Origin of the sequence: Rufibacter latericius, assembly GCF_003721515.1 — a bacterium.
In the GTDB taxonomy this organism is placed as follows: domain Bacteria; phylum Bacteroidota; class Bacteroidia; order Cytophagales; family Hymenobacteraceae; genus Nibribacter; species Nibribacter latericius.
This window is the reverse complement of the sequence record NZ_RJJD01000005.1, coordinates 174,432-199,897: the sequence shown is the minus strand read 5'-3', so window position 1 is coordinate 199,897 and position 25,466 is coordinate 174,432. Positions and strand designations below refer to the sequence as shown.

The 25,466-nt window shown below is 52.6% G+C and carries 21 protein-coding genes and 1 tRNA gene; 20 read left to right on the top strand and 2 right to left on the bottom strand.

Going from position 1 to position 25,466, the window contains the following annotated elements:
• Positions 1-175 precede the first annotated feature (175 nt).
• From EFB08_RS10390 to EFB08_RS10305, 18 genes are all read left to right on the top strand, one after another.
• Positions 176-634, top strand: a complete 459-nt coding sequence (locus EFB08_RS10390; RefSeq protein ID WP_123126882.1) for a nuclear transport factor 2 family protein — start codon at positions 176-178, stop codon at positions 632-634.
• A gap of 333 nt (positions 635-967) precedes the next feature.
• On the top strand, positions 968-1,504 hold the full coding sequence (locus EFB08_RS10385) for a YceI family protein (RefSeq protein ID WP_123126881.1): 537 nt from the start codon (positions 968-970) through the stop codon (positions 1,502-1,504).
• A 116-nt stretch (positions 1,505-1,620) separates the two neighbouring features.
• Positions 1,621-2,331 (top strand): pirin family protein, encoded by a 711-nt coding sequence (locus tag EFB08_RS10380; RefSeq protein WP_123126880.1) that lies wholly within the window; start codon positions 1,621-1,623, stop codon positions 2,329-2,331.
• A gap of 11 nt (positions 2,332-2,342) precedes the next feature.
• Positions 2,343-3,284, top strand: a complete 942-nt coding sequence (locus tag EFB08_RS10375) for a ring-cleaving dioxygenase (protein ID WP_123126879.1) — start codon at positions 2,343-2,345, stop codon at positions 3,282-3,284.
• A 70-nt stretch (positions 3,285-3,354) separates the two neighbouring features.
• Complete coding sequence (locus EFB08_RS10370) at positions 3,355-3,729, top strand: cupin domain-containing protein (protein WP_123126878.1); 375 nt, start codon at positions 3,355-3,357, stop codon at positions 3,727-3,729.
• 35 nt (positions 3,730-3,764) lie between these two features.
• Complete coding sequence (locus EFB08_RS10365) at positions 3,765-4,319, top strand: NADPH-dependent FMN reductase (RefSeq protein WP_123126877.1); 555 nt, start codon at positions 3,765-3,767, stop codon at positions 4,317-4,319.
• Between the two features lie 10 nt (positions 4,320-4,329).
• The gene (locus EFB08_RS10360) at positions 4,330-4,968 is read left to right on the top strand and encodes an alpha/beta hydrolase (protein WP_123127054.1); all 639 of its coding nucleotides are present in this window, start codon (positions 4,330-4,332) and stop codon (positions 4,966-4,968) included.
• A 21-nt stretch (positions 4,969-4,989) separates the two neighbouring features.
• Positions 4,990-5,268, top strand: a complete 279-nt coding sequence (locus EFB08_RS10355; protein ID WP_123126876.1) for a GNAT family N-acetyltransferase — start codon at positions 4,990-4,992, stop codon at positions 5,266-5,268.
• Between the two features lie 63 nt (positions 5,269-5,331).
• Positions 5,332-6,285, top strand: a complete 954-nt coding sequence (locus tag EFB08_RS10350) for an adenylate/guanylate cyclase domain-containing protein (protein ID WP_123126875.1) — start codon at positions 5,332-5,334, stop codon at positions 6,283-6,285.
• A gap of 261 nt (positions 6,286-6,546) precedes the next feature.
• On the top strand, positions 6,547-7,926 hold the full coding sequence (locus EFB08_RS10345) for a sigma-54-dependent transcriptional regulator (protein WP_123126874.1): 1,380 nt from the start codon (positions 6,547-6,549) through the stop codon (positions 7,924-7,926).
• Positions 7,916-9,274, top strand: coding sequence for a sensor histidine kinase (locus tag EFB08_RS10340; protein ID WP_123126873.1), 1,359 nt, complete (start codon positions 7,916-7,918; stop codon positions 9,272-9,274). Before EFB08_RS10345 ends, EFB08_RS10340 begins: the two co-directional genes overlap by 11 nt.
• Positions 9,275-9,441: 167 nt before the next feature.
• Positions 9,442-9,654 (top strand): hypothetical protein, encoded by a 213-nt coding sequence (locus tag EFB08_RS10335; RefSeq protein WP_123126872.1) that lies wholly within the window; start codon positions 9,442-9,444, stop codon positions 9,652-9,654.
• 6 nt (positions 9,655-9,660) lie between these two features.
• Positions 9,661-11,412, top strand: a complete 1,752-nt coding sequence (locus EFB08_RS10330) for a DUF3857 domain-containing protein (RefSeq protein WP_123126871.1) — start codon at positions 9,661-9,663, stop codon at positions 11,410-11,412.
• Between the two features lie 289 nt (positions 11,413-11,701).
• Positions 11,702-12,865: a carboxypeptidase-like regulatory domain-containing protein gene (locus EFB08_RS10325; RefSeq protein WP_165864854.1), complete on the top strand. Its 1,164-nt coding sequence runs from the start codon at positions 11,702-11,704 to the stop codon at positions 12,863-12,865.
• A 392-nt stretch (positions 12,866-13,257) separates the two neighbouring features.
• On the top strand, positions 13,258-15,294 hold the full coding sequence (locus tag EFB08_RS10320) for a DUF3857 domain-containing protein (RefSeq protein WP_123126869.1): 2,037 nt from the start codon (positions 13,258-13,260) through the stop codon (positions 15,292-15,294).
• Positions 15,295-15,324: 30 nt separating this feature from the next.
• Positions 15,325-17,238, top strand: coding sequence for a DUF3857 domain-containing transglutaminase family protein (locus EFB08_RS10315; protein ID WP_123126868.1), 1,914 nt, complete (start codon positions 15,325-15,327; stop codon positions 17,236-17,238).
• 87 nt (positions 17,239-17,325) lie between these two features.
• On the top strand, positions 17,326-19,344 hold the full coding sequence (locus EFB08_RS10310) for a transglutaminase domain-containing protein (protein WP_123126867.1): 2,019 nt from the start codon (positions 17,326-17,328) through the stop codon (positions 19,342-19,344).
• 163 nt (positions 19,345-19,507) lie between these two features.
• Complete coding sequence (locus EFB08_RS10305; protein WP_165864853.1) at positions 19,508-20,203, top strand: DUF2490 domain-containing protein; 696 nt, start codon at positions 19,508-19,510, stop codon at positions 20,201-20,203.
• 112 nt (positions 20,204-20,315) lie between these two features.
• Here the strand turns inward: EFB08_RS10305 and EFB08_RS10300 are convergent.
• Together EFB08_RS10300 and EFB08_RS10295 are read right to left on the bottom strand one after the other, a co-directional pair.
• Positions 20,316-20,389, bottom strand: a tRNA-Pro gene (locus EFB08_RS10300).
• 159 nt (positions 20,390-20,548) lie between these two features.
• The gene (locus EFB08_RS10295; RefSeq protein WP_123126865.1) at positions 20,549-21,664 is read right to left on the bottom strand and encodes a serine hydrolase domain-containing protein; all 1,116 of its coding nucleotides are present in this window, start codon (positions 21,662-21,664) and stop codon (positions 20,549-20,551) included.
• Between the two features lie 171 nt (positions 21,665-21,835).
• Between EFB08_RS10295 and EFB08_RS10290 the strand changes: the two genes are divergently transcribed.
• A complete protein-coding gene (locus EFB08_RS10290) occupies positions 21,836-24,721 on the top strand; it encodes a sensor histidine kinase (protein WP_125077707.1) in 2,886 nt (961 codons plus the stop codon).
• Positions 24,699-25,334, top strand: coding sequence for a response regulator transcription factor (locus EFB08_RS10285; protein ID WP_123126863.1), 636 nt, complete (start codon positions 24,699-24,701; stop codon positions 25,332-25,334). The genes EFB08_RS10290 and EFB08_RS10285 overlap by 23 nt, the downstream gene beginning before the upstream one ends.
• Positions 25,335-25,466 lie beyond the last annotated feature (132 nt).

Here is a 25,466-nt window from a genome sequence, read left to right as displayed (position 1 = left end):
GCAAGGTTTGGATGCCTGTCTAGCACCTCTGTTCCAAACCATACATCTGTGATACATAACCGAACACAAGTTCTTTGCTATAGGTCGATTAAACCAATGATTAACAGTTGATTACTAAGTTGGTCTGTTCTTTGAGGTCTTTTGCAGATAAAACCTAACCAAACGCTACTAACATATGAAGAAGCTCTTCTCTGCCGTTCTGTTTTCCCTTTTCCTGTCTTCTGCCTGGGCGCAATGCACTTCCACGGAGCAAGACAAAGCCGGGGTCACCGCTGCCTGCCAAGACTACATCCAGGCTTTCTACAAAGCCGATACCACATTGGCCTACCGCAGTGTGCATCCCTTGCTGCAGAAACGCGGGTTCTCCTATTCGGCGGCCAACCAGACGTATTCTAAGCAACTGGAGATGCCTTTCCCGGCGCTGGTAAGTCTGGCCAAACGCTGGAATGCCAACGGCAAGCAAGCCAATGAAAAGTCAGTTCAGGACGTCCAGATTCTGGACATCTGTGATAAAACCGCTTCGGCGAAGGTTACGGCGGTGTGGGGTATTGACTACATCCACCTGGTGAAGGAGCAGGACAAGTGGTGGGTCATGAACGTTTTATGGCAGTCTGTGCCGGCCCAAAGCAAGTAAAGTTTCTCTACTTCTGATTTAGCCCTCTTTTCAGGAAAACAGCCCGAAAAGAGGGCTTTCTTTTGCCCAAAGTAGATAACAGGAAAACGCAGGAGATGCTTGGAGAGGGGAAGCAAGGAACATTTAAAAAGCAGACTTCAGGAAAATCAGGGCCCAAAGGAGAAAAGATTTCAATCTGGAATAAGGTTTTAAGCCTGTAAGAGCCTTTTTTAAAGAAAAGAAAAACTTTTTTGAAATAATGTATGTATATACATTAAATGTATATACATTTGTCTCGTTCTCTTTCAGGGAACACCTTCAAAGTAGAATTTAAAACCTTAAAAAAGCAAAGACATGGCAACTATTAAATGGGCAGTAGACCCAATGCACTCAGAAGTTCAGTTCAAAGTAAAGCACTTGATGATCACCACCGTGACCGGTTATTTCCAGAGCTTCAACGTGGAGGCCGAGACCGAAGATGAACAGTTCACCAGCGCCAGCAGCGTGGAGTTCACCGCCGATGTGAACTCCATCAACACCAACAACGAGCAGCGTGATACGCACCTGAAATCAGCCGACTTCTTTGATGCGGAAAACCACGGCGAGATTCGGTTTGTGGGCAGCAAATATGAAAACGTAGGCGGCGATGATTACCAACTGCACGGTGACTTAACCATCAGAGGCGTGTCTAAACCTGTGACATTGAAAGTAGAGTTCGGCGGTATTGTGGTAGACCCTTACGGCCAGACCAAAGCCGGTTTCACGGTGAGCGGTAAAATCAGCCGCAAAGAGTTTGGCCTTACCTGGAATGCTGTGACTGAGGCCGGCAGCGTAGTGGTGAGTGATGAGATCAAACTACAGGCCGAGGTGCAGTTGGTGAAACAAGGCTAAGGCCTTGTCATAAAGGCAAGTGGCGTCTCGCTGCGTACCCGTGGATAGACCGAAGTAAACAGCTGTAACAGATTCTTTTTCAGCTGGTACCCGTACAAACTCATAAAAAAAGAGGGATGCAAACAGAAAAATATACCCCCGCCCAAAGAGGGGTAAAAGACATAGGTTGGCTGAAAAGCAATTTCATATTCAGCTTCTCCAGCCACTATAATCCGGTACGGGCAGGCTTCGGTTTGCTGCGGGTCTTCAACGATGATTACGTGGCGCCGGAGAACGGCTTCGGCATCCATCCGCACGCCAACATGGAGATCATCTCGGTGATGCTCTCGGGGTCTATGAACCACATAGATTCGCTGGGCTACAAAGAGGTGGTGCACAAAGACTGGGTGCAGATCATGAGCGCGGGCAGCGGCCTTCGGCACGAAGAGCACAACGTGGGCCAGGACGAGGTCAATTTCCTGCAGATCTGGATTGAGCCCAAACTGCAGAACATTACGCCCCGGTACCAGCGCCGCTTTTTCCCTGAGGAGAAGCGCCTGAACCAGTTGACTACCATTGTGAGCAACGAAGAAGGCCAAAGCCATTGCTGGATCAACCAGAACGCCAAACTGTCTCTGGGGTATTTTGAGCAAGGGCAGACATTGACGTACCGGTTCAATCCGGTGAACAAAGGAATTTTTGTCTTCAACATCAGCGGTACGCTGGAGGTGAATGGGCAGACGGTGAATGACCGTGAGGGCTTGGGTATGTGGGAGACAGATCAGTTAGATTTCAATTTTTCATCCGATAGCAGATTCCTCCTCATTGAGGTACCTATCAACCTTTAATCAGCAGAGTCATGGAAAACAGAATATTAGGCCTGCACCATATCACGGCTATTGCCGGATCGGCCAAGAAAAACGTGGATTTCTACACCAAAGTCCTGGGCTTGCGCCTGCTCAAAAAGACCGTCAACTTTGATGACCCGGGCACTTACCACCTGTACTACGGCGATGAGCGCGGCAGTGCCGGCACCATCTTAACATTCTTCCCCTACGAAGGCGCCCGCCGCGGCAACGCCGGCACCGGCATGGCCACCAACATCGGGTACTCAGTGCCCGCGGGCAGCTTTGATTTCTGGATCAATCGGTTTGAGAAGCACAACGTCATCTACAACAAGCCCTCAGAGAAATTCGGGGAGCAGTACCTGACGTTCCTGGATCCAGACGGCCTGAAACTGGAGCTGGTTATCCCTAAAAACCAGGACAACCGCGTAGCCTGGGAAACTGATGAGGTGAACGCCAGCGTGGCTACTAAAGGCTTCCACAACGTGACCTTGACCCTGCGCGACATCAAAGGCACCGCGGCCGTTCTCACCGATGTCTTTGGCTATACCTTGCTGGAGAAAAGCGGCAACCGTTACCGCTACATCACCGATGCCGTGGAGCACGCCGCCATCATTGACTTGGTAGAGTTGCCTAACGAAGCGCGGGGAATCGGCGGGGCCGGTACTAACCACCACATCGCGTTCCGGGTGAAAGACGAAGGAACGCTCATGCAGTTTCAGGAGAAAGTAAGACGCGCCGGCCTGGGCCTGCAGATCACCGAGAAGATTGACCGGAACTACTTCTACTCGCTGTATTTCAGGGAGCCGGGCGGAGTGCTGTTCGAGATTGCCACCGATAATCCGGGCTTCGGGATTGATGAGCCTTGGGATCAATTGGGTTCCAGCCTGTTGTTGCCGCCGCAATACGAGCCGCGCCGCGCCGATATCGAGGCCGTTTTACCGAATCTGGACTAAAAACGGAAAGGCTGCTTCAACGCAGATTTCAGTTGCCTTTTAAGGCCATTTTCCCGAAACTTGACTGAAAATGGAAGTATTCCACATTACCCGCGTGTACGCGGATGCTCACGGAGAAAGCCATTTTGACCTGATCGCCAAGCCCCTGCAAGCCGCAGGGGATATTGGCTTTCTGTCAACGCCCGAAGCGGTAGAAAGTATTATCTTTAGGAAAGTGCTGCCCAGCTATGACTATGACTTCCATACGGCTCCGGCCCGGCAGTACATCATTCTGCTGGACGGCGAGATAGAGATAGAAACCTCTCTGGGCGAAAAACGGCAGTTCAAAGCCGGCGATATTCTGCTGGTAGAGGACACCACAGGCAAAGGACACCGCACCCGTAATCTGCTTTCTGCAGTCAGGAGCTCCATTTTTGTGAACTTGAAAGACAAAGCAGAAGCATAATACAGTCTCTTTATTTATTTCCTTAAAAGTAAACCATGAACCTAGTAGTAGTATCCGGAAGTGCCCGCCCGCAGCGGCAATCGCACCAGGTGGCATTAGAAGTAATAAGTAGACTGGAAGAAAAAGGGCATAGCGTGCACTTGCTGGATGTGCGGGCCTTGAATTTCCCTTTGCTGGAGAACACCTTTGACAAAACCCCAAATCCATCAGCGGAAATGAAGGAAACCAGTGCCGCCATTGCCCAGAGCGATGGTTTGATCCTGGTTTCGCCAGAACACAACGGAAGCTACTCTGGTGCCCTGAAAAACACCCTGGACTATTTCTACAAAGAGTATTTCCATAAGCCCTTCGGGATTGTGGCGGTGTCAGCGGGCATGCTGGGCGGCATCAACGCAGCCAAAAGCCTGCAGCACTACGCCCTCACCCTGAACGGGATTGTGCTGCCTAACCCGCTCATCACCCCTAAGGTGCAGACGCTTTTCCAGGACGGACAGTTGATAGACGCTGCCTACGGAGGTCGTCTGGATAAATTCTTAGAGGATTTTCTTTGGTTAGGGCAAGCCATTCAGGCCACCCATGTTTTACCTTAAAAGGAACCAGATGTATACACACAAGAAACAGGTCATTACCCAGGGCAAGCCTTTATCAGAAACCGGCAAGGCGCTCATCATGATCCACGGTCGGGGGGCTTCCGCCGAGAGTATTCTGTCGTTGGCCGACCATCTGCCGGTAGAGGACTTTTCTTTGTTCGCGCCGCAGGCCACCAACCACAGCTGGTACCCTTACAGTTTCATGGCACCCACCGAGCAAAATCAGCCCGCGCTGGACTCTGCCTTGCTGGAAATCCATGACCTGGTGAAAACGATCGCGGGGGAAGGCATCAGCAGCCAGAACATCTATCTGCTGGGTTTCTCGCAGGGAGCGTGTCTCACCGCCGAATACGCGGCTAGAAATGCCCAGCCGTTTGGCGGCCTCTTCCTGTTCACCGGCGGCCTGATCGGCCCTGAGCTGAACACAAGCAAATACAAGGGAAACTTCGGGAACACCCCGGTCCTTATTACCACCGGCGACCCAGATCCGCACGTGCCGGTGAGCCGGGTAGAGGAAACGGTCAGCGTCATGGAAGCCGCCGGCGCCGTGGTCACTAAAAAGATCTACAAAGGCCGGCCCCATACCATTCTGCCCGAAGAAATAGCCCTGGCGCAGGAGATGCTGATCCAGGCCCAGGTAAGCGAATAACCAGAACACGGAAGCAAAAACATGGAATTAGATATCAGAAACAACCCGGCCGCGCATCAGTTTGAAACCACCGTTGACGGGAAAACCGCCGTGGTGCAGTACAGACTGAAGGATGACGTCATGACGGTGCTGCACACGATTGTCCCTGAAGAGTTGGAGGGCCGGGGAATTGCGGCCGCTTTGACCAAACAGGTCCTAAACTACATTGCCGCCGAAAAACTGCAACTGGTGCCTTTGTGCCCCTACATGGCCTCTTACCTTAAAAAGCACCCCGAGTACCAGCCGCTGGTGAAGAAATAACGCTGCTTTGTCCGCCAAGGCAAGCCTCCACGTGTAGAAGAAACTGTTTTACGTCCTTGTCTTATGATGTTCCAGGTTGATTTTAAAGGAGAAAAGGTGATCAGGGCTTCAAAGTACCAAACCATTCTGGAGGCGTCTTTGCAAGCCGGCATTCCGCATTACCACGCCTGCGGCGGAAAGGGCGAGTGTACCACCTGCCGCGTTCTGGTGCTGGAAGGGGCAGAGCAACTCTCAGACATCAACACCTGTGAACGGACGGTACGCGTGGTCCGGAACCTTCCGGAGAATGTACGGCTAGCCTGTCAGACACACGTGCAGGGCGAAGGCGTGAAGCTGAACCGACTCATCAAAGATGACCTGGACCGGTTTATTTTCATCCACGGCGAGGCGGAAAACACAACCCAGGTGATGGGGCAACGCGGTAAAATGGCCTTGTTCTTCATTGACATCCGTAATTTCACGCCCTTCATGGAGACCAACCTTCCCTTCGACGTGATCCACATCATGCGCCGGGTCTTCACCTTGTTCCGGAACGCCATTGAGCAATACGAGGGCAGGATCATAGACACGGCCGGTGATGGCCTGTACGCCGTTTTCGGGCTGAATTCCAGAATAAAGCAGGCAACGGAAAACGCGGTGCTGGCGGGAATCAAAATTCAGGAAGATGTCAAGGTTTTCAACAACACGTACATGAAAACCTACTTTGACCATGCCTTTGAAGTAGGCATCGGGCTGCACGTAGGGCAAGTGATCTACGGAAACGTGGGCATCGGGAACAACGACAGCCTCTCGGTGATGGGTTTCCCGGTGAATGTGGCGGCCCGCCTGCAAGCGTCTACCAAAGACCTGAACAACAGCTTTGTGATCTCTGAGACCGCGTTCAGCTTGCTTCGGAACCCACCCTATGTAGCGGGTTCAGCGAACATTCACCTGAAAGGCGTGAGCAATACCTTTCAGGTGAGGCTCATCGGCAAGCCCTTCCAGTATACCGCTACTGCCGTTCCTCCTGCAGAGTAAGCTCCCTGCAGTTTCAAGCCCGTTTTAAAGAATACAAGGGATTGGCCCTACAAAATATTGTAAAGACCAGGCACCGCCTTGTCTCTTTTACCGCCCTAATTTTCTCCTCTTTCCAGGTGTTCACCAGCGGACACTTTTTTGTTCAGCCCCGGACACCACATGTCCATGGATTTTGTAAATTCACCTTGCCAGCCACAGAAATGCCTTTTACCCAGTCTGGCACAGTTTAGGTGTACTTTTTACAAAACGTAACCAAAACCCGTGGAACAGAGCCTAGGTAAGATCCTGATCATAGACGACAACGAGGACATTCTCTTCTCAGCGAAGATGCTGCTGAAGAAGTATGCCCAGCAGGTACTCATTGAGAAAGACCCCCGCAAAATCCCGTTCCTGCTGAACCAGGACACCTATGACCTCATCCTGCTGGACATGAACTTCCACGAGGATACTACCAGCGGCAACGAAGGTTTTTACTGGCTCAAGGAAATCCTGGCCAAAGACCCTAGCGCGGTAGTCATCATGATCACAGCCTTTGGCGATGTGGAGATGGCGGTGCGGGCCCTAAAAGAAGGCGCCACTGATTTCGTGCTCAAACCCTGGCAGAACGAAAAACTCATTGCCACGCTCTCGGCGGCGTCCAAGCTCAAGACGTCCTATAAAGAGATCACTACTCTCAAGAAAACCAACAGCGCGCTTGCCTCGCAGTTAAGCCAAGGCGTGAACCTGGTGACAGGGCAGAGCCCAGCCATGCAGCAATTGTTGCACCTTATGAACCGGGTGGCCAAAACCGATGCCGATGTCCTGCTCCTGGGCGAGAACGGCACCGGAAAAGAAGTCATTGCGCGCAGCCTGCACCAACAATCGGCGCGCGCCGATAAGGTGTTCATCTCCGTAGATATGGGTTCGCTCACCGAGACTTTGTTTGAGAGCGAGCTCTTCGGGCACAAGAAAGGCGCGTTCACCGATGCCAAAGAAGACCGCGTAGGCCGGTTCGAAATGGCGAACGGCGGCACGTTATTTCTGGATGAAATCGGCAATTTATCCATGGCCATGCAGGCTAAACTGCTCACGGTGCTGCAGCGCCGCGAGGTCATCAGGGTAGGAACCGGGCAGCCCATTCCCATCAACGTACGCCTCATTTGCGCCACCAACATGCCTTTGCAGCAGATGGTGCAACAGGGGCGTTTCCGGCAGGATTTGCTGTACCGCATCAACACCATTGAACTGAATTTACCCGCATTGCGCGATAGGTTAGAGGATCTGCCGCTGTTGGTAGACCATTTTCTCAAGCGCTACGCCCAGAAGTACAAACAGCCCGCCAAAGGAGTCTCCGCCGCGGCGCTGGAGCGATTAAAGAGATATGACTGGCCTGGCAATATCCGGGAACTGGAGCACGTGCTGGAGCGCGCGTCCATCATCTCGGAAAACCACGTGCTGCAGCCCCAGGACTTCTTCTTTCTGCAGATGCAATCGCCTTCTTTTGGTGAAAACGTGCCCCAAACGCATAACCTGGATGAGGTAGAGCGGGCCACGGTAGTCAAAGCCATGGGCAAATACGACGGCAACATCTCCAAAGCCGCCAAAGAACTGGGCTTGTCCCGCGCATCGCTGTACCGCCGCCTGGAGAAGTATGGGCTTTAAGAACTTCCGGTTTCAGGTCATTTTGCGGGTGCTGCTGCTGGTAGCCTCGGTGTTCCTTTTTTTTGAGGTCGATTTCAAGTCTTCCCTGGTAGCTACGCAGGTGGCGGTGGGCATGCTCATTGTGGTGCAGACCGTGGCCCTCATCCTGTTCATTGAAGGCACTACTGAGCGGCTCATCAAGTTCCTGAACACCATCAAGTACGATGATTTCTCCGAGGTTTTCTCCTCGCGCGGTGAGGGGAAGGTCTTCGACGAGCTTTATCAACGCTATAATGAGGTCATCCGGAAGTTCCGCGACATTCGTTCGGAGAAAGAAGCCACCACGCAATATTACCAAACCGTGGTGCAGCACATCGGCATAGGCATCATCACGTTCAAGAAATCGGGCGAGATCCAGCTGATCAACAACGCGGCTAAGCGCCTGTTGCAGGTAGGGCAGCTTTCCCACGTGGAACATCTTAAAAATGAGGCGCCTCAGCTGGTGGAACAGTTGCTGGCTTTGCCCGCCGGACAGAGTAAGGTGCTTCAGTTGAAACACGGCAAAGAGCGGGTGCCGGTATCATTGTTTGTGGTGGATCTGGTCATGCGCGGCGAGGATTTTAGGTTGGCGTCTATCCAGAACATCCAGCGTGAGTTGGAAGAAAAGGAGATGGAAGCCTGGCAGAACCTCATCAGGGTACTTACCCACGAGATCATGAACTCCGTGACGCCTATTTCTTCCCTGGCAGGCAGCGTGGCCGCCGATATCCAGGACGTGCTGGAGGCTCAGACCAACGGGCAGATTCTTTTGCAGCGCGAGGAAACCGAAGATATGGGCATGGCTTTGCAGACCATTGAGCGCCGTAGCCAGGGACTGGTGCGTTTTGTGCAGGATTTCCGGAGCCTGGCCCGCGTACCGGTTCCCAAAAAGCAGTTCTTCTCCGTACCCGATATGCTCCGGCAACTTCAGACGCTGTTCCAGGAAGAACTGATGCACGAGAACATCCTGCTGCTGGTCAACTGCCCGTCGGGCGGGCTGCAGGTGCTCGCTGACCGGGAGTTGGTGGAGCAGGTTCTCATCAACCTCATCCGGAACGCTATCCACGCCCTCGCCGAACAGCCCACCAAAACCCTGCAGATAGAAGCCTTCCCCGACCAGGACAGCCGCGTGGTCATCCAGGTCACCGACAACGGGAGCGGCATCGCCGAGGAAGCGCAGGAACAGATTTTCCTGCCGTTCTACACTACTAAAGCCACCGGCACCGGCATCGGGTTGAGTTTGTCAAGGCAGATCATGCGGTTGCATAAAGGCTCGCTTACGGTGAGTTCTGAATTAGGGCAGGGCACCACATTCACCATGCGCTTTTAGGCTGATTTCAGGAAAAGAGGCCTAAAGCAAGTTCTCCAAAAAAGCTGGCGTAAGCTTTCCAGAAGCAGGAAAGTGTTTTCTAAATTGTTGCTACAGCGACGATAGCCTAAGGATCATAAAAAAGCCTAATTTTAGGAAGTTGTTCCTGTACTTCTTAAAATACTTATATGTGCCTTGCTGCGCCCTCTTCTCTCCGGTGGGTTTTATTCTTGCTGCTTTCCTTTGTTTCTCATCTATCCTTCGCCCAGGAGCCGCCGGTGAAATATGGAGTAGTTTCTGAAGAAGAGGTGAAGATGCAGGTGTATGCCAAAGACACCAGTGCGGCAGTAGTCGTATTGGCAGACTATGGTTACCTGCGCTTTCCAAACCCCCTGAGCTAAAAGTTTATCCTTGAGCGGGTTATCCGCATCAAAATCCTGAAAAAGGGAGGTTTGGAGTGGGCCAATGTAGAGATCCCTTATTACCAAAAGAGTGCCTCCCTGAAAGAGGAAGTTCTTCACCTTGCTGGGGCTACTTACAACTGGGGAAACGGGCAAATAGTCAAAACGGAACTGGAAAATACAGCCATATTGGACGAGAAGAAGGCAGAAGCCTGGTACATGAAAAAGGTTGCTATGCCTGCCGCTAAAGAAGGAAGCGTGTTGGATATTACCTATTCTATTGCCTCTGAGTTTATTTATAACCTCAAAGATTGGAGTTTTCAGAGCTCTGTGCCCGTTGCACACAGCGAATTCAGGGCCCAGATTCCTCAGTATTACAACTACCGCCCCTTTTTGCTTGGGTTTGAGCCTCTTTTGGTAAACGAAGTGAAGGCGGGTGTGCTGCCTTCAGGAAAAGTGAAAACCAAAGAATACAGATGGGTCATGAAGGATGTGCCCGCCATTACCCCAGAAGCCTACACCACTACCATTGAAGACTATGTTACCCGCTTGGAGTTTCAGTTGCTGTCTGTCAATCTGCCCAACGTGTCTTCGGGCCGGTTAGCGCTTACTTGGATTGGGTTCGCAGACGCATTGCTGGAAGAGGAGAGCTTTGGGCAGTTGTTAGAGAAAGCCGATTTCTATCAACCTGAGGTGCTCAAGTTTAAAGACATCCGTGATCCGGTGGAGCGGATAGCTGCCGTTCAAGAATTTGTGAAAAACCAGGTGAGATGGAATGGGCAGGATGGGTTTTTGGCTACGCAGAGTTTCCGGAAGACCCTTTCCACGAAAACCGGCAACGTGGCAGATATCAACCTTCTGCTTATTGGCATTCTTAGAACCACGGGGCTAGCAGTGCAACCAATAATTTTGAGCACCCGCGAGCACGGCATGGTTCCCCGGCATACTCCCATTCAGGAGAAGTTTAATTATGTGGTGGGTTATATACAGATAGGCGAGAAGAAATTTCTGCTGGATGCCACAGACCCCATTTTGCCGGTAGGTATGCTGCCAGACCGTTGCTTGAGCGGTGAAGGTTGGATGGTGAGTTCTCCGGGAGGGGGATGGGTATCGCTCCAGACAAGTGAAAAATCCATGAGTTTTCTAACTGCTGATGTTCAAGTTTTGCCTGATGGTTTGCTGAGTGGGAAGGGAAAGGAATCATTCAAGGGGTATTTAGGAGCAGGCATGCGTAAAGCTATTTTGGCGGCGGGCGAGGCTAGCAAACTTGAGGCCCACGCTGGCGCAAACCAGAGAATCAGGCGGGAGAAGGTTCTCGTCCAAAACCTGACGGATTACCGCAAACCGCTAAGTCTGGAATTTGATGTGGCAAGTGAAGGCAGCTTGGCCGGTAGCGAGCTCCTTTACCTGCAGCCCATGCTGTTAAAAGCCCCCATAGAGAACCCATTTAAACTAACCACAAGAAAATTTCCTGTTGACTTTGGTTACCCTTTAGAAGAGGTGTATATGTGTGCCTTCACGTTGCCCGAAGGCTACGTAGTAGAAGAATTGCCTAAGAACCTGAAACTCATTCTCCCAGAGGACGGAGGCACCTTCACCTATGCTTTAGAAGTGGCAGAAAACAAAATAAGGGTCACCAGCAAGCTGGCTATTGCCAGGCCTCTTTTCAAAGCCGAAGAGTATGGTTTGCTGAAGGAGTTCTACAGCCAAGTGATCGCCAAACACGCAGAGCAGGTTGTTCTAAGAAAGAAAGGATGAAAATGTTGTGTTTTCTCCATTTCTGTGAACCAGGCGGTTTAAACAAAAAGTACTGGCTCCAAATACCCTTTTCTCCTCTGTTTTAAGCGTGGTTTCACCAAAAGATGATTAAAGCGAAATACTGCCCCTTCTGTTTTCATCTGGCAGATTTGTATCTTTCACGGGTTAAATAGCTGTTATGCTGCTCTTGTTAGTGAGATATTCTCGGTTGTGTTGGTCTTTGATTATCCTGTTCTCTCTGTTATCTACTAAGGGGGAGGCATTTGGTCAGACAGGCAGCCGGGGAACCGTGGCGGGCACTATTATAGATGCCCAAACCAGGCAGCCGCTGGGTTTTGCCACTGTCTACATCGCGCAGACTACCTTTGGCACCAACTCCGCAGAAAACGGCACGTTCAAGCTTACGGACTTGCCTGCTGGAACGCATGAGTTGGTGGTATCTTTTCTAGGCTATGAAACGCTTACCCATAAGGTAACCCTTACGGTCGGTCAACAGCTTTCCTTCCGGTTTGAGCTTTTGCCCAAGGCTAATGCGCTGCAGGAGATTGTGATTCGGCCAGACAGTAACTGGCGCTACCACTACAGCGTCTTCGTGAAGAACTTCATCGGGCAGACGGCGAACGCTGCCAAAACCCAGATCCTCAACGCTGACGTGCTGTATTTCCATTTCAATTCAGAAGCTACTCTGTTGACAGCTGAGGCATCTAAACCGCTGGTTATTGAGAACAAAGCCCTGGGGTATCGGGTGTATTTTGAGTTGGCGGATTTCAAGGTCAATTTCGGCAACCACGAGACGTTCCATGCGGGGTACCCTCGGTTCGAAGAGATGAAGCCCCGCAGCAAGGCGCAGGAAAAACGCTGGCAGGAAGCCCGTCTCAAGGCCTACCATGGTTCGCTCATGCACTTCGTGAGGGCTTTGTATGGAAAAAAGTTAGAAGCCGAGGGCTTTAACGTGAGAAAGCTGCAGCGCCGGCCTAATCCCAATCGTCCGCCCGAAGAAGAGGTCCAGGCGGGTTTGCGGCGGGCCAGAGGTCTTCAGCCGGGAACCATCATGGTGAACAAAGTCGGTGCGCCGGAAGACAGCCTCAGTTATTGGCTGCGCATGCAACGTCTTGACAAAACCGTGGCTTACCTGTTCAAAGACCCTATCCCATATGAGCAAATGGTAGCTTCAGACGCATCTGGTGACCGGTTAAAGCTGCAGTTCACCGATATCTTGAACGTAGTGTACACCAAAGAGAAAGAGGAGCTGGCTTTTGTAAACCAAAGCGTTTTCTCCAAACGGCGCGCGCCATCCTTTCAGAACTCTCTGCTTTCCTTGCTAGAGCCCTCCACCTTCATTGAGCCCAGCGGCATAATCCTGAACCCGCATTCGCATTTTGTGGAAGGATACTGGGGTTGGGAAAAACTGGCTGAGATGCTGCCTCTGGATTATACTCCCTCAGCCAAATAACTTGCTGGATGCATGGGAAATACCGGGTTTTCGGCCTTGGCTACGTAGCTACGTCAAAATTGTTATAAATTTTAGATACTCATAGTAATTAGTATGTGAAATAGGGATATATTGTGTTCAAATTCTTCAGGAGCAGCAATAATTACTATTTTCTGTAAAAAAGAGCAGGGATTCTGCGGGAAAGAAAGAGGGGATGTGCTTTGTTTTTTATTCCAATTGTTACATCCACGAAAACAATACAAGAACTTATTTTGGGTGAGAAGGAAGTTCCTTAAAAGCATTCTTACCCAGAGAGATAAAATATAACAAAAAATCTATTTTCCAGGTCTTCACTAGAAGCTATTCATAAAAATTTTATAACTTAAATCAATTCCATTCCAAAAACCCGCTCTATGCCCACATCTACCCTTTTTAACACGCGGTCTTTGCTGGCCGTGGTCCTTGTTATGTTCCATTTTACGGCTTTCGGCCAGGAAATTCCCGTCAAGTTCGGGAAGGTGACCGAACAGGAGCTTAACATGAAAGTCTATGACAAAGACACCAGTGCCGCCGCCGTTATCCTAGCCGATTACGGGCGCTCTTACTTTACCTACAATGAAGATTTCAAAGTGAATTTTGAGCGGGTTACCCGCATCAAGATCTTAAAGAAAAGCGGTTATGACTGGGCCGACTTCGTGATTCCGTATTACCAGAAGAACAGCAGCAGAGAGCAGGTTACCAACATCAAAGGAGTTACCTACAACATGGAAGGCGGCAAAATGGTGAAAGTGAAGATGGACGACAAAGCCGTTTTCGATGAAAAAGAAACCGTCAACTGGTCAAACAAGAAATTCACGTTGCCAGCCGTGAAAGAAGGATCGGTGCTGGAGGTTTCGTACACCATCAGCTCAGATTTTCTCTTCAACCTGCATGACTGGAGCTTCCAGAAGTCTATTCCGGTAGTGCACAGCGAATACAGAGCCGCTATCCCTGAGTACTTTGAATACAAGCATATCCCCCAGGGGTATGAGCCCTTCGTGGTGAACGAGGCGGTACCCGCTAACATGACTTTCGCGGTGCGCTATAGTGGCCAGGATGTAGGCAGTGGACTTTCCTCTGGGCGAATTCCCGGAGGGATAGAGAACATCACCGCCAAAAGCGTAAACCACCGCTGGGTAATGAAAGACGTTCCTGCCATTGCCTCTGAATCTTACATCACCACCCTCAATGACTATGTCTCCAAGATTGAATTTGAATTAGAGTGGGTGCGCTATCCAAGCCAGGTTCCTAAGCGGATTGCGGGTAACTGGAGCAGCCTCACCGAGGAGTTGATGACCGACGAGCGCTTTGGCTTGCAGCTGAACCGCACCGGTTTCTTCAAAAACGAAGTAGCGGCCTTGCCGGCAGCCACTGATACGTTGGCCCGCCTCAACACCATCTATGAATTCGTGAAGAAGTCGGTGAAGTGGAACGGACAAGGCGGCAAATACGTCACCTCCAGCCTCCGGAAAGCCTTTGATACCAAAACAGGTAACGTAGCCGATATTAACCTCATGCTGGTGGCCATGCTGCGCGACGCTGGTTTTCAGGCCTATCCGGTGGTGCTGAGCACCCGCGACAATGGGCGGGTTCCTTATTCGCCGGTTTTGAGCAAGTTCAACTATGTGATCGCCTATGCCAAGATCGGGAACAAAGAAGTATTGATGGACGCCACCGATCCTTTGATGCCCCTCGGCATGCTGCCGAAGCACTGTTTGAACGACAAAGGGTGGTTGGTTTCCAAAGAAATTAGCGACTGGGTAACGCTCCAGTCAGCTAACCGCACCACAGAACTCATCAACGCCGATGTTCAGGTCCTGGCCACCGGTGTGCTAAGCGGGAAAGTGATGCAGTCTACCAACGGTGTTTGGGCCTTGAGCATGCGGCACAACGTGCAGGAAGCCGGCGAAGCCAAATTCCTGGAAAAACTGGTGAGTAGCCAGACCCAGTTGGAGCGCAAAGCCCCGGTACTGCAGAACCTCAAAGACCTGCACAAACCCATGGGCCTGCAGTATGAAGTGGCCAGCGCGGGAGATACCCAGCCCAAAGACATCATCTACCTGAACCCCATGCTCCTGAAGGCCCAACAGGATAACCCCTTCAAGAACGAGAACCGCAAGTACCCGGTAGATTTCGGGCACCCCACAGAGGAAGTGTACGTCTGCAATTTCACCATCCCAGAGGGGTATTCGGTAGAGGAGTTGCCTAAAAACGCCGTCATCGCCCTGCCAGAAAACGGTGGAAGGTTCACCTATGCCTTGCAGGTAACCGGCAACAAGATCCAGGTGATGAGCAAAGTGACCATCTCCCGGCCTATCTTCTACGCCGAAGAATATACTTACCTCAAGCAGTTCTACACCCAGGTGGTGGCGAAACATGCCGAGCAGATCGTGTTGAAGAAAAAAGGGTAATCTGGTTTTAGGCTTAATTTTCGAAAACCCATGCAAAAACGACTAACCCTGCTCTTGCTCGGCCTGCTGGTAAGTGCAACTTCCTGGGCCGGCGACACCCCCACGTATGCCGCGCTCACCATCAGCCCTGCCTTGTCTAAAGGTGCCAACGCCGTGATCCGGACCGAGGAAACCGTTTTTACGGTCACTTCCCCGAAATCGGCCACAGAACGCATCAAAAGAGTCATCACTGTCCTCAACGAGGAAGGGAAAAGACATGCCCAATTGGTAGTGCCTTATGACAAACTGAACAAAGTAGACTACATCAAAGGAGCGGTCTATGACATGCTCGGCAAGAAAGTAGGTACCCTGAAGGCGTCTGAGATCAAGGATTACAGCAATACCAGTGATTTCTCGCTCTATGAAGACAACCGGTTAAAGGTAGCGGCCCTGTCCACGCCTTCTTTCCCGTACACGGTGGAGTTTGAATACCAGACTACCTCCAACAACATGCTGTTCTACACGCAGTGGGCACCGCTGGACGGGGAGAAACTGGCCGTTGAAAAAGCCACTTTCCAGGTGGTGATGCCCCCCGGCATGTCTTTGCGGTACCATGAGCAATTGGTGCCCGAAAAAGTAAGTGTAAAGCAGGAAGGTGCGCAGCAGGTGTACAACTGGCAGGTGAAAGACCTGGCTCCCATAGAAGGAGAGATGTTTGGCCCTTCTTTCTGGGAGTTAGTGCCCAGAGTACGTACAGCGCCGGCTGCTTTTGAAGTGCAGGGCTACGCCGGAAGCCTGGAGACGTGGCAATCGTTCGGAGAGTGGCAGAACAAACTGAACGTGGGCCGTGACCTGATTCCGGAGGCCACCAAGCAGCAAGTCTTGGCCTTGGTGAAAGATCTGCCCACACCAGAAGCTAAGGTGAAAGCCATTTACCAGTTCATGCAAAACAAAACCCGGTACGTGTCTATCCAATTAGGTATTGGCGGGTGGCAGCCCTTTGAGGCTTCCATGGTGGACAGCAAAGGTTACGGCGACTGCAAAGCACTCAGCAACTACACCAAAGCCCTGCTGGAAGTAGCCGGTATCAAGAGCCATTATGCCCTCATCTACGCCGGAGAAGACAACCGGCCGGTTCTGAAAAGCTTCCCTAATAGCCAGTTCAACCACGTGGTGGTGTGCGTGCCCATGCCCAAGGACACGGTCTGGCTGGAATGCACAAGCCAGATGGCCGATGCAGGGTATACCGGTTCCTCTACCGGAGACCGCTACTCTCTTCTGATAACCCCAGAAGGCGGCAAGCTGGTATCCACGCCCAGATTCACTGCTTTTGACAATACCCAAAAGCGCACAGTGCAGGTAAAACTGAATGCCCAAGGCAACGGAACGGCAGAAGCTTTCACCCATTACGCCGGTACACAGCATGAAGACCGCAAAGGTGTCATCCAGCATTACACGCCCGAGGCGCAGCTTAAGTGGCTTTACAAAAACACGCAGATTCCAGCCTTCGAGATTAAGAGCTACAACCTGGAGAAAGTGAAAGACAAGCCGCAGGTCAAAGAGAAGCTGCAACTGGAACTGCCTCGGGTAGCATCGGTGAGCGGGAAACGTCTCTTCATCACGCCTAACCTCATGAACCGCTGGACCTCGTCGCCTACGGTGGTGGAAGGCCGTAAGTACGATGTCATCTGGCCCATGGCTTTTCAGGACGTAGACTCGGTGGAGTACGAGATTCCGGCGGGATATAAAACTGAGAGCATGCCGCAACCGGTGAAAATCGCCTCTATTTTCGGTGAGTACCAGTCCCAGGTGCAGATGAAAGGCAACAAGCTCATTTACGTGCGCCAACTGACCATGCACAAAAGCCGTCACAAGGCAGACCAATACAAAGAACTGGTCAATTTCCTGAAACAGATCTCCCGGGCAGATCAGCAGCAAGTGGTGCTGGCCGCCGAGACGACCTGATGCTTCAAGCCCCTAAACTGTGTCATGAACGGTTTAGGGGCTCTTTTTGTGAAAACAACCCCAAAGCCATCCTTATCCCTTTAATATATGAACACCAGATTTCTGAAGTCTTGGCTGGCGCTGCTGCTGTTGGTGGTAGGCGTGGCCACGCCGGGCTATTCTGAAGATCCTTTCAAGATGGGCCAGGTCACGCCCGAAGACCTGAAGATGACCTCCTATGCCCCAGACACCAGCGCCGCCGCCGTGGTGCTGTATGACCTGGGTGAGTCCAACTTCCTGTTCACCAAAGGAACCCAATTGCAGTTCAAGCGCATCATCAGAATCAAGGTGCTGAAGAAGAACGGGCTGGACCAAGCCGATTTCGTGATTCCGTATTACACCAGACGCGATGGAAGCAAAGAGGAAGTGTTCAATGTGAAAGGCGTTACCTACAACCTGGAAAACGGCCAGACCGTGAAGATGAAGCTGGACGAGAAAGCCATCTTTGACGAGAAACGCGATGCCAACTGGCGCCTGAAAAAACTCACCATGCCCGGCGTGAAAGTAGGCTCTGTCATTGAGCTGAGCTATATTATCAAATCAGACTTCATTAAACTACTTCGCGAGTGGGAGTTTCAGCACCGTATTCCGGTGAAGTGGAGCGAGTACCGCGTAGGCATGGTGCCCTTCTTTGAGTACAACCACGTGTCGCATGGATATCATCCGTACCACATCAAGGACGCGAAAGTAGAACGCAAGACAGTGTCTGTGGCCTGGAAAGATAATGTAGGGTTGGCGCAAGTAGACAAAAGCGGTGCCATGTCCATGTCGGTGGTGCAGTATCAGTGGGCTATGAAAGACCTGCCGGCCTTCACCGAGGAACCTTTCCTCTCCGGGGCCCAGGACTACATCTCCAAGATTGAGTTCGAGCTCTCCAAAGTGCAGTACCCAGACGAGCAGCCCACCTTCACCTCCGGCGATTGGGCCAGTTTCACCAAAGAACTCCTGAAAGAGGAAGAATTTGGAGGGCAACTGACCAATACCGCTTACCTGAAAAAGACCGCCGACGGACTGATCGCCGGAAAAACCGATACCCTGGAGAAAGTAAAGGCGGTAATGGAGTACGTGAAAAACAACCTGCGTTGGGACGGCAAGCACCGCATCTACACTGAGAACCTGCGCAAAGCCTTCGATGCCCGTTCCGGCTCGGCCGCCGAGATAAACCTGGTGCTCACCGCCTTGCTGCGCGAAGCAGGGGTGGCCGCTTACCCCATGTTGGTAAGCACCCGGGAGCACGGCAAACCCATGGTAAGCTCGCCTATGATCAGCAAGTTTGACTACGTGATCTCGTACGTGCAGCTGCGCGGGAAAAACTACCTTCTGGATGCCACCGAAAAAGACCTTCCCTTCGGGATGCTGCCTTTGCGCTGCCTCAACGATAAAGGCTGGGTGGTGCAGGGAACCGAAGGGAAATGGGTGCCCCTCACCGGTTCCGAAAAGAACATCCAGCTGGTCTCTGGGAGCCTTAAGATCCTGCCTACGGGCGAAGTGACCGGCACCCTTGCCGAGGATTTCCGCGGCGTGCCCGCTCTGCAGGCCCGTTCCGCCATCCGGGACAAAGGACAGGAGAACTACATGAAAGAGTTTGCCAATGCCGGTACAGACTGGGTTCGTCAGGAGATCAAAATCCACAACCTGGACAATTTGCAGGAATCTTTCCGGAAGGAGTACAAGCTGAACCGGGCCGGAGACCTCCAGCCCGCTACGCTCCTCTATCTTTCTCCCATGCTTACCCATGCCCAGGGAGAGAACCCGTTCAAGCTAGCCACCCGGCAATACCCCATTGACTTCGGCACGCCCGTAGAGGAAACCTACGCCTTCACCTACCAACTCCCCGAGGGTTACGAAGTGGAGGAGATGCCCAAGGCGGCCTCGGTGACCTTGCCCGGCAACGCCGCCAAATTCACCTACTTCGCCCAAATGACGAACGGCCAGTTGCAGATCATCAGTAAGCTCAACATCAACAAAACCTTTTATGAACCCACCGAGTACGGTAACCTGCGGGAGTTCTACAATAGGTTGGTGGCTAAACACGCAGAGAAGATCGTACTTAAAAAGAAGGGTTAAGCTTTAGGGGTGTTTTACTTAAAAGGCACTTAAAACCGCTCATGTACGCAGAATCTCTAAAAGAACCAGCTTATAACCAGAAGAAGCCTTGCCGTCCGCAAGGCTTCTTCTGGTTTAAGAGAGGGCCTATTCAAACCAATGAAGGTTCATAAATGCAATGTGCATGAGAGGTAAGGTAAAGTTGCTGTTGGGAGTGCTTTTTGTGATGAGCGGGATTGGTGTAGCATCTAGTGTGCAGGCTCAACCCAACAGACTTAACCACTGGGTGCAGTACACGGGAGTCTACTGGTTTAACCCCCAGTGGGCGCTCAACGCCAACCTACAATACCGTACCTACAAGCCGTTCAAAGACCCCCGTGTAGGCTTTGTGGGGGCCGAGGTGCAGCACCTGTTCAAGGACCTGCCAATCATGTTGGGAGCAGGGTACGCCCACCTGTTCAACCGCAACTACATCACCCCAGAGGAAACCAACCTCACCAATGAAGACCGGTTCTACCAACAGATCACCTTGCGCGGCAACCTCGGAAAGGTGGGCATCACGCACCGGTACCAGGTAGAAGAACGGTGGCTCACGCAAGGTTATCATACCCGCCTCCGCTATCTGGTAGCACTCCGGCTGCCCTTAGGACCGAAAAATCAGGAAGTGCGGCCCTGGTACGGCATCGTCCGGAACGAGGTTCGGGTGATCATCCGCGACCAGCCCTTTGACTCTAACCGGGTCTTCGGCGGAATTGGGTACACCTTCAACAAGCACTTCACCCTGGAAGGCATGTGGATGTCGCAGCTGGCCGGCGGCGGAAACCACCAACATTTCACCATGTTCGTCCTGCGGCATGATTTCGGACGGATGGAGGAATAGATCTACTCGTCCTGTTTAGGGTTCATTTCCCAGAAAACAGCCCCAAAGCGGAAAGCACACAAAAGAAAAGCCCGTTGCTCTGGAAGGAACAACGGGCTTTCATAATATTTCGTCGGAATGGCAGGATTCGAACCTGCGACCTCCAGCACCCCATGCTGGCGCGATACCAGGCTACGCTACATCCCGATCATTGGTATCTGTTACAAAGAAAGTGAAAATTCTCTTTCAGCGAAAGGGTAGAAAAAAAATGCTGCGGCTTTATGCCGATTTTCGCCAAAACAGGTCCTAAACACTTTGCTTGAATTTATCAGATTTTGCCCCGTAGCCTGAACTTCGCCGGAGGGCTTACTTCAGCACGAAGCCCTTGGGCAGTTCCGGTTTCTGCAGACCCGGGATGTAATACGTAGCCAGGGTTCTGGCCAGTAGCGGGTAGAAACCCCGTTGATTCGCCAGCACAATGAAGGTAAGCTTCTGGTCATCGAACCGGATGTAATCTGCCAGGGCCGGTCCGCCGGTATGGCCCGACACCTTATGGCCTTGATAGGTATCGGAAACAAACCCTACCCCGAACGGGCCTTTCTTACCGTCTTTCAGCGGAAGTCCGTTGACCAGCAGCGCCTGGGTGGCGGGTGTCAGGAAGGTACCTTGGTCCAGGGTTTGGGCAATCTTGGCCATGTCTTCAATGGAGGTGTAAATGCCGCCCGAGGTGTAGCCCGTGGCCCCAAACTGCATGTCGCTGACCTGGTACCTGTCTCCGTGATACGCATATACGGTGGCTTCTTTGGGCAGCACATCGGCCGTCCTGATGTGGGTATTGGGGTCTTCCTGGCCGTTGTTCACAAACGTGTGTTTCATGCCCAACGGCTCCAGCACATACTGCTTGAGGGCAGCGTAGAACGGTTTGCCGGTTTTCTTCTCAATAAGGTGCTGTAGAATCCAGTAATCGGCGCTCACATAAAAAGACTGGGTGCCGGGCTCGTAGGTCATCTCGTTTTCCTTGGCCAGCTCAAAGGCTTCCTTGGGTGTTTTCCCGGCGAAGACGTTTCCAATCCAGATGCCTGATTGGTGGGCGGCCAGTTGCTTCACGGTGATGGGTTTCCAGTAGTAGGGGATAGAGTCGAAGAGTTCGCCCATGGTTTGGTCGGGCCGCAGGATTTTCTCGTCGAACAGTTTGCCCAGGAGCAGGGCCGTGAAGAGCTTGGAGCAGGAAGCCGTCTGGAACACCGTCTCCTGGTCTACCGGCGCTTTCCAAGCCAGGTTCGCGAAACCCATCTGCCCCTGGTGGATGACTTTCCCGTCTTTGACCACGGCAAACGCGAGGCCGGGAATGTGGTAATCGGCCATGGCTTGCTGCAGGGCCAACTCGGCTTCTTTCCTGGGGGTCTTCTGCCCGAAAGAGGCGGTGCAAAAGAGAAAGCAAAAGATCAAACTAAGGGTGATGCGACTGAGAGATGCGTTCATGGGTTATCAGGTTAAAAGGTGGATTGTACCGCCGAGGGCTCTTGTAAGGGAAGTGAAATCCGATGAAAAGTACCCTAACCGGCTCTTAGCAAAGGTGATGGAAAACAGGGGAGAGGGCAATCCCATAAAAGGGTGATTTTTAGGGGGAGCACTACCCAAGGCTGCGGCAGAATGCTACATTTACAGGAGAATCTGCGCCGTATGCCTCTCCGGATTGTCTTTTGTTTTCTGTTGCTCCTGGCGATGACCAGCCGAAGGGAAGGCCATGCTGCCCCACCAACGGCGTATGTGTTCCTGCACCTGGACCAGGAAGACGGCCTGGCCAGCAGCCACGTGCTCGCCTTGGTGCAAGACCGCACGGGCTTTCTCTGGATCGGTACCAACAACGGCCTGCAGCGCTACGACGGACGCCGATTCATCCACTACCGTTATCAGGCCCAGAACCCCAATAGCTTGGCCTCTGACATTGTAGATGCCCTGCTGGAAGACAAAGCCGGAAACCTCTGGATTGCCTCGGCCACTACCGTAACCGTGTTCCATCCCGGGCAGCAGCGTTTCCGGCGCATACCCGTAGAAAAGGGGCTGAACAACACCCGCGTGCGGGACATTCAGCTGTACCAGGATGCAGAAGGGCGCATCTGGCTGCTCTCCGGCCAGAACAATGAGGCCTTGGTGTATTCCCCAGGGCGAGATGCTTTCGTGCCGGTTTCAGAAAAATGGCCCCAAAGCAGCAGAGCCCAACTGTTCCAGGCCTATGCACCTTTGGCCGGAGTGAGAACCGAAGACGAGTACCTGTTCCTGAAAGACAGTCGGGGAGCGGTATGGGGAGCCGGCGGCGAGTTGCAGGTCCTGTTCCCCGGGGAACCTGCCTTCCAAGTGATTCCGAAGCAGAATGCCCACCGCTACAGCCTGGACTTCAACCGTATCCTCAGCCTGCTGGAAGACCGCGAAGGCACCCTGTGGCTCGGCACCGATAAAGGATTGTATTACTTTCACCCGGGGCGGCAGCGGTTTTTCTCGGTGCAGCCGCCAACCTCATCTCCGGCCTCATCTGCCGCCAGAGGCGTCACCGATTTCCTAGAGTTGCCCGCCCGCAAGGAGCTGTGGGTGTCATCTGTAGAAGGTGACATCATGGTGTATGACTTGCAGTTCAGGTTCAGGCGACGGTACCAGTTCAGAGATGCCCAGGGAAACCCCTCGGCGGCGTGGTGCCTGCTGCCCGGCCCCGGCGGAGCGGTTTGGGCCGGAGGTTACGGAGGCCGGTTGCTGCAAATCAATCCGGCAGGGGCGGCGCCGTTACGCTATGTGCAGCCCACCGCGTTAACCGGACACATGCTGCTGCGGGCGGCGCAGGACAGATCCGGAACCCTGTGGCTAGGCACCGATCAAGGAAAGCTGGCGTACTGGCACCCCGAGAAGCAGGATTTTGTGCTGCTGCCGGTGCCAGATGCCCAAAACTGGGGCCGCATCCAGCGCATTCTATCGGGGCCGCAGAACGACCTGTGGGTGGCTACCTCGCACGGCGGGGTGGTCCAGTTAGACAAGGGCACTAGGGCCATCAAGAGAAAGTACACGACACAAAGCCAGCCTCGCCTGCTTTCAGATGAGACAGGAGACATGACCTGGTATGATGCCAACACCTTGGTCGTTACCTCTATTTCGGGCCTCCATTTCATAAACGTGCCTGAAAACAAGATCCGTGTGCTCACCACCGCCCAGGGGCTGCCAGCCAACGCGGCGCTTAACGTGCTCAAAAACTCCGGCGGTGATTTGTTTCTGACTACCCAGTACAACGTGTTCAGGTGGAGCAGGGCTTCTGGGAACATCACCCCGTACGGAGCCAAGGACGGTATTCTGCACCAGACGTTTCCGTTTCACGCGTCTTCGCAGTTGCAAGACGGGCGCATGCTGCTGGGTACGCTGCAGGACTTCTTTTATTTCCATCCAGACAGCCTTCTGGAGAAATTACCGCCGCCAGAGGTGCAGATCACCGGAGTGCAGATTTTTAACCAGCCTATTTCCCTGGATTCGGCGGTAAGGAACGGGCAGCGGCTGGAGTTGAGCCATCGGCAGAATTTCTTCACGGTGGAGTTCGCGTCGCTCAGCTACTATGACCAGGACAAGATCACCTATTACTATCGGTTGCAGGGCATTGATCCCCAGTGGGTGAAAGCGCAGCAGGGGCAAGCGGCCAGTTACACCAACGTGCCTGGCGGCCAATACCTGCTCCAGATCAAAGCCGAACGGAACGGGCAGTTCTCGCCGCATGTGACTATCCTGGCCATCCAGATCAGGCTGCCTTTCTGGAAAACGGGCTGGTTTTACGCACTCCTTCTAATCATTATGGCGGGAGTGTTGTATGCGCTTTACCGTTTGCGCATCCATCGGTTGATGGCCTTGCAGCAGGTGCGTACCCGCATTGCCCGTGACCTGCACGATGACGTAGGTTCCACCCTCAGCACCATCAATATTTTAGCCGAAGTAGCCCAGAAACAGTTGCCGGAAGACCCCGAAAAAGCCAAAGGCTACCTGCACAAGATCAGCGGGTACTCTCAACAGATGATGGACCGCATGGACGATATTGTCTGGTCCATCAATCCGTTAAATGATTCCATGCAGAGCCTTGCGGCCCGCATGCGGGAGTTTGCGGTGGAGATGCTGGAGCCCAAAGAAATTGCCTTTCGCCTGAATGTGGAAAAGCCGGTGCTCTCTTTGCAACTGCCCCTCAACATCAGGCATGACCTGTACCTTATCTTCAAGGAAGCCCTCAACAATGCCGCCAAATATGCCCATTGCCGGCAGGTATCGGTTACGTTGGATATGCAGGGCTCCCGCTTGTGCATGAATATCCAGGACGATGGCCAGGGATTCACTCCCTCCGCCAACTCCGCCGGAAACGGGCTCGGGAACATGGAACGTCGGGCCCAGTCGCTGCAGGGGCATCTGCAGATTCGCTCCCGGAAGCACGAAGGCACCACTATCCAGTTAGAAGTGCCCCTCAGAAAACCAAAGAAAGGCCTAACCTCTGCTACCCATGACCAAACTGCTCCTCTATGAAGACAATGCGCCACTGCGCGAAAGTCTGTCGTTGCTTTTGAACCATGCCGAGGGGTTCACGGTAGCCGGGGCTTTTCCCACCTGTGACCAGGCTCTGACCGATTTGGAGAAGCTGCAGCCAGACATCGTCCTGATGGACATTGACATGCCTGGCATCGGCGGCATAGCCGGATTAAAACTCATCAAAAGTCACTACCCGGATGTAAAGGTGATCATGCTCACCGTGTTTGATGACAACCAAAATGTGTTTGAAGCCATGAAAGCCGGGGCAGACGGATACCTCCTGAAGAAAACGCCACCCGCCAAACTCCTGGAGGCTATGCAAGATGTCTGCGATGGCGGCGCGCCCATGACTTCTTCGGTGGCAAGGCAAGTGTTGCAGTTGTTCGCTCAACCGCCCCAAACAGCACCCCCGAAGGATTACCAACTCAGCGAGCGGGAGAAAGACGTGTTGCAGGGACTGGTGAACGGCTACAGCTATAAAATGATTGCCGCAGAACTGTACATCTCCCTGGAAACCGTGCGGTCACACATCAAGAAGATCTACGAGAAACTGCAGGTGCACTCCAAAACCGAAGCCCTCAATAAAGTCTACAAAGGGAAAATCCTGTAAGCAAGGTTTCCCTCCTTATGGCTGATGGTTAGGATTTCCCTTCAGCGTGTTTTTCGAACCTTTTCCTGAAAACACGCTGAAAACAAAAAGGTAGAGCTGCTTTATGAGAAGTGTTTTTTATCGAAGTGATCT